This window comes from uncultured Psychroserpens sp., from assembly GCF_947494225.1.
Taxonomy (GTDB): domain Bacteria; phylum Bacteroidota; class Bacteroidia; order Flavobacteriales; family Flavobacteriaceae; genus Psychroserpens.
The window spans coordinates 1-6,859 of record NZ_CANLUG010000017.1; the positions used below are offsets into that span (position 1 = coordinate 1).

At 40.3% G+C, this 6,859-nt stretch carries 1 protein-coding gene; it reads left to right on the forward strand.

Annotated elements, in window-relative coordinates:
* A partial coding sequence (locus Q0893_RS19430; protein ID WP_299278941.1) for a hypothetical protein occupies positions 1-6,859 on the forward strand: 6,859 nt, incomplete at both ends.

The following is a 6,859-nucleotide window of genomic DNA, read 5'->3' on the forward strand; positions in this document are numbered from 1 at the left end:
CAATCACAGCTAAGAAAACAATCACAGTATTACCAGCACCAATGGCTGAATTTGATGAAGTAGAAGACATGGAAGTTTCATGTGAAGAAGCTGCATCTGTACAGGCAGGATCATTAGGATACACTAATGGAGGAACTGGGGCATGTGAGATTTCAGGAGAAGTTCAAGGTGAGTTAAGTGGATCATACGATGAGTGTGGTGGAACATTATATATAGATTGGACTTACACAGATGATTGTGACAGAACAATCGAAGCTAGAAAGACTATTACAGTTGAGCCAGCGCCAATGGCTGAGTTTGATGAAGTGGAAGACATGGAAGTTACATGTGAAGAAGCTGCATCTGTTCAGGCAGGATCATTAGGATACACTAATGGTGGAACTGGAGCATGTGAGATTTCAGGAGAAGTTCAAGGAGAATTAAGTGGATCATACGATGAGTGTGGTGGAACACTTACAGTGAACTGGACTTACACTGATGATTGTCAAAGAACAATCACTGCTAGTAAGACAATCACAGTATTACCAGCGCCAATGGCAGAGTTTAACGATGTACAAGATATTTCTATAGCTTGTGAGTTAGCTAGCCAATATGAAGTTAATCCATTAGGATACACTAATGGCGGAACTGGAGCATGTGAGATTTCAGGAGAAGCTCAAGGAGAATTAAGTGGAACATACGATGAGTGTGGTGGAACTTTATATGTAGATTGGACTTTTACTGATGATTGTGACAGAACAATCACAGCAAGAAAAACAATTATAGTTGAGCCAGCACCAATGGCAGAGTTTGATGAAGTGGAAGACATGGAGATTTCATGTGAAGAAGCAAATTCATTCGAGCCAGGATCATTAGGATACACTAATGGAGGAACTGGAGCATGTGAGATTTCAGGATCAGTTCAAGGTGAGTTAAGCGGATCATACGATGAGTGTGGTGGTCTTTTAGAAGTTGATTGGACTTACACTGATGATTGTGATAGAACAATCACAGCTAAGAAAACAATCACAGTATTACCAGCACCAATGGCAGAGTTTGATGAAGTAGAAGACATGGAGATTTCATGTGAGGAAGCGAATTCATACGAAGCAGGATCATTAGGATACACTAATGGCGGAACTGGAGCATGTGAGATTTCAGGAGAAGTTCAAGGTGAGTTAAGTGGATCATACGATGAGTGTGGTGGAACACTTACAGTGAACTGGACTTACACTGATGATTGTCAAAGAACAATCGAAGCTAGTAAGACCATTACTGTATTACCAGCACCAATGGCTGAATTTGATGAAGTAGAAGACATGGAGATTTCATGTGAAGAAGCAAATTCATTCGAAGCAGGATCATTAGGATACACTAATGGCGGAACTGGAGCATGTGAGATTTCAGGAGAAGTTCAAGGTGAATTAAGTGGATCATACGATGAGTGTGGTGGAACACTATATATAGATTGGACTTACACTGATGATTGTGACAGAACAATCACGGCTAAGAAAACAATCACAGTATTACCAGCACCAATGGCTGAATTTGATGAAGTGGAAGACATGGAGATTTCATGTGAAGAAGCTGCATCTGTACAGGCAGGATCATTAGGATACACTAATGGGGGAACTGGAGCATGTGAGATTTCAGGAGAAGTTCAAGGAGAGTTAAGTGGATCATACGATGAGTGTGGTGGAACATTATATATAGATTGGACTTACACAGATGATTGCCAAAGAACAATCGAAGCTAGAAAGACAATCACGGTATTACCAGCACCAATGGCTGAATTTGATGAAGTAGAAGACATGGAGATTTCATGTGAAGAAGCGAATTCATACGAAGCAGGATCATTAGGATACACTAATGGAGGAACTGGAGCATGTGAGATTTCAGGAGAAGTTCAAGGAGAATTAAGTGGATCATACGATGAGTGTGGTGGAACACTTACAGTGAACTGGACTTACACAGATGATTGCCAAAGAACAATCGAAGCTAGTAAGACAATTACTGTATTACCAGCACCAATGGCAGAGTTTGATGAAGTAGAAGACATGGAGATTTCATGTGAAGAAGCGAATTCATACGAAGCAGGATCATTAGGATACACTAATGGCGGAACTGGAGCATGTGAGATTTCGGGATCTGTAGAAGGAGAATTAAGTGGATCATACGATGAGTGTGGTGGAACACTATATATAGATTGGACTTACACTGATGATTGTGATAGAACAATCACAGCTAAGAAAACAATCACAGTATTACCAGCGCCAATGGCTGAATTTGATGAAGTAGAAGACATGGAAATTTCATGTGAAGAAGCAAATTCATTCGAGGCAGGATCATTAGGATACACTAATGGCGGAACTGGAGCATGTGAGATTTCAGGAGAAGTTCAAGGTGAGTTAAGTGGATCATACGATGAGTGTGGTGGAACACTTACAGTGAACTGGACTTACACAGATGATTGTCAAAGAACAATCGAAGCTAGTAAGACAATTACTGTATTACCAGCACCAATGGCTGAGTTTGATGAAGTAGAAGACATGGAGATTTCATGTGAAGAAGCAAATTCATTCGAAGCAGGATCATTAGGATACACTAATGGCGGAACTGGAGCATGTGAGATTTCAGGAGAAGTTCAAGGAGAGTTAAGTGGATCATACGATGAGTGTGGTGGAACTTTATATGTAGATTGGACTTATACTGATGATTGTGATAGAACAATCACAGCTAAGAAAACAATCACAGTATTACCAGCGCCAATGGCTGAATTTGATGAAGTAGAAGACATGGAGATTTCATGTGAAGAAGCTGCATCTGTACAGGCAGGATCATTAGGATACACTAATGGCGGAACTGGAGCATGTGAGATTTCAGGAGAAGTTCAAGGTGAGTTAAGTGGATCATACGATGAGTGTGGTGGAACACTTACAGTGAACTGGACTTACACAGATGATTGCCAAAGAACAATCGAAGCTAGTAAGACAATCACAGTATTACCAGCACCAATGGCTGAGTTTGATTCTATTGATAATATCACAATTACATGTGAAGAAGCAAATTCATACGAAGCAGGATCATTAGGATACACTAATGGTGGAACTGGAGCATGTGAGATTTCAGGAGAAGTTCAAGGAGAATTAAGTGGATCTTATTCTGAATGTGGAGGTTTATTATTTGTGGATTGGACTTACACTGATGATTGTGACAGAACAATCACAGAAAGACAACAAATCAAAGTTAACCCAGCACCAGTGGCTGAATTTGATGAAGTAGAAGACATGGAAATTTCATGTGAAGAAGCAAATTCATACGAAGCAGGATCATTAGGATACACTAATGGCGGAACTGGAGCATGTGAGATTTCAGGAGAAGTTCAAGGTGAGTTAAGTGGATCATACGATGAGTGTGGTGGAACACTTACAGTAAACTGGACTTACACAGATGATTGTCAAAGAACAATCGAAGCTAGTAAGACAATCACAGTATTACCAGCACCAATGGCTGAATTTGATGAAGTAGAAGACATGGAGATTTCATGTGAAGAAGCAAATTCATTCGAGCCAGGATCATTAGGATACACTAATGGCGGAACTGGAGCATGTGAGATTTCAGGAGAAGTTCAAGGAGAATTAAGTGGATCATACGATGAGTGTGGTGGTCTTTTAGAAGTTGATTGGACTTACACTGATGATTGTGATAGAACAATCACAGCTAAGAAAACAATCACAGTATTACCAGCACCAATGGCTGAATTTGATGAAGTAGAAGACATGGAAGTTACATGTGAAGAAGCGAATTCATACGAAGCAGGATCATTAGGATACACTAATGGCGGAACTGGAGCATGTGAGATTTCAGGAGAAGTTCAAGGTGAGTTAAGTGGATCATACGATGAGTGTGGTGGAACACTTACAGTGAACTGGACTTACACAGATGATTGTCAGAGAACAATCGAAGCTAGTAAGACTATTACTGTATTACCAGCACCAATGGCTGAGTTTGATGAAGTGGAAGACATGGAGATTTCATGTGAAGAAGCAAATTCATTCGAAGCAGGATCATTAGGATACACTAATGGCGGAACTGGAGCATGTGAGATTTCAGGATCAGTAGAAGGAGAATTAAGTGGATCATACGATGAGTGTGGTGGAACTTTATATGTAGATTGGACTTACACTGATGATTGTGATAGAACAATCACAGCTAAGAAAACAATCACAGTATTACCAGCGCCAATGGCAGAGTTTGATGAAGTAGAAGACATGGAGATTTCATGTGAGGAAGCAAATTCATACGAAGCAGGATCATTAGGATACACTAATGGCGGAACTGGAGCATGTGAGATTTCAGGAGAAGTTCAAGGTGAGTTAAGTGGATCATACGATGAGTGTGGTGGAACACTTACAGTGAACTGGACTTACACAGATGATTGTCAGAGAACAATCGAAGCTAGTAAGACCATTACTGTATTACCAGCACCAATGGCTGAGTTTGATGAAGTGGAAGACATGGAGATTTCATGTGAAGAAGCAAATTCATTCGAGCCAGGATCATTAGGATACACTAATGGAGGAACTGGAGCATGTGAGATTTCAGGATCAGTTCAAGGAGAGTTAAGTGGATCATACGATGAGTGTGGTGGAACACTTTATATAGATTGGACTTACACTGATGATTGTGACAGAACAATCACAGCTAAGAAAACAATCACAGTATTACCAGCGCCAATGGCTGAATTTGATGAAGTGGAAGACATGGAGATTTCATGTGAGGAAGCAAATTCATTCGAGGCAGGATCATTAGGATACACTAATGGCGGAACTGGAGCATGTGAGATTTCAGGAGAAGTTCAAGGTGAGTTAAGTGGATCATACGATGAGTGTGGTGGAACGCTTACAGTAAACTGGACTTACACAGATGATTGTCAGAGAACAATCGAAGCTAGTAAGACTATTACTGTATTACCAGCACCAATGGCAGAGTTTGATGAAGTAGAAGACATGGAGATTTCATGTGAAGAAGCAAATTCATACGAAGCAGGATCATTAGGATACACTAATGGCGGAACTGGAGCATGTGAGATTTCAGGATCTGTAGAAGGAGAATTAAGTGGATCATACGATGAGTGTGGTGGTCTTTTAGAAGTTGATTGGACTTACACTGATGATTGTGATAGAACAATCACAGCTAAGAAAACAATCACAGTATTACCAGCACCAATGGCTGAATTTGATGAAGTAGAAGACATGGAGATTTCATGTGAGGAAGCAAATTCATACGAAGCAGGATCATTAGGATACACTAATGGCGGAACTGGAGCATGTGAGATTTCAGGAGAAGTTCAAGGTGAGTTAAGTGGATCATACGATGAGTGTGGTGGAACACTTACAGTGAACTGGACTTACACAGATGATTGTCAGAGAACAATCGAAGCTAGTAAGACTATTACTGTATTACCAGCACCAATGGCTGAATTTGATGAAGTGGAAGACATGGAGATTTCATGTGAAGAAGCAAATTCATTCGAGCCAGGATCATTAGGATACACTAATGGCGGAACTGGAGCATGTGAGATTTCAGGATCAGTTCAAGGAGAATTAAGTGGATCATACGATGAGTGTGGTGGAACACTTTATATAGATTGGACTTACACTGATGATTGTGACAGAACAATCACAGCTAAGAAAATAATCACAGTATTACCAGCGCCAATGGCAGAGTTTGATGAAGTAGAAGACATGGAGATTTCATGTGAAGAAGCGAATTCATACGAAGCAGGATCATTAGGATACACTAATGGCGGAACTGGAGCATGTGAGATTTCAGGAGAAGTTCAAGGTGAGTTAAGTGGATCATACGATGAGTGTGGTGGAACACTTACAGTGAACTGGACTTACACAGATGATTGTCAGAGAACAATCGAAGCAAGTAAGATTATTACTGTATTACCAGCACCAATGGCAGAGTTTGATGAAGTAGAAGACATGGAGATTTCATGTGAAGAAGCAAATTCATTCGAGCCAGGATCATTAGGATACACTAATGGCGGAACTGGAGCATGTGAGATTTCAGGAGAAGTTCAAGGTGAGTTAAGTGGATCATACGATGAGTGTGGTGGAACACTATATATAGATTGGACTTACACTGATGATTGTGATAGAACAATCACAGCTAAGAAAACAATCACAGTATTACCAGCGCCAATGGCAGAGTTTAACGATGTACAAGATATTTCTATAGCTTGTGAGTTAGCTAGCCAATATGAAGTTAATCCATTAGGATACACTAATGGTGGAACTGGAGCATGTGAAATTTCTGGTGAAGTTGATGGTGAATTAAGTGGAACATACGATGAGTGTGGTGGAACTTTATATGTAGATTGGACTTATACTGATGATTGTAATAGAACAATCACAGCAAGAAAAACAATTACAGTTGAGCCAGCACCAATGGCAGAGTTTGATGAAGTAGAAGACATGGAGATTTCATGTGAAGAAGCAAATTCATTCGAACCAGAATCATTAGGATACACTAATGGAGGAACTGGAGCATGTGAAATTTCAGGAGAAGTTCAAGGAGAGTTAAGCGGATCATACGATGAGTGTGGTGGAGAGCTTTATGTAGATTGGACTTATACTGATGATTGTGACAGAACAATCACAGCTAAGAAAATGATCACAGTATTACCAGCACCAATGGCTGAATTTGATGACGTAGAAGACATGGAAGTTACATGTGAAGAAGCTGCATCTGTACAGGCAGGATCATTAGGATACACTAATGGCGGAACTGGAGCATGTGAGATTTCAGGATCAGTAGAAGGAGAGTTAAGTGGATCATACGATGAGTGTGGTGGAACACTTACAGTGAA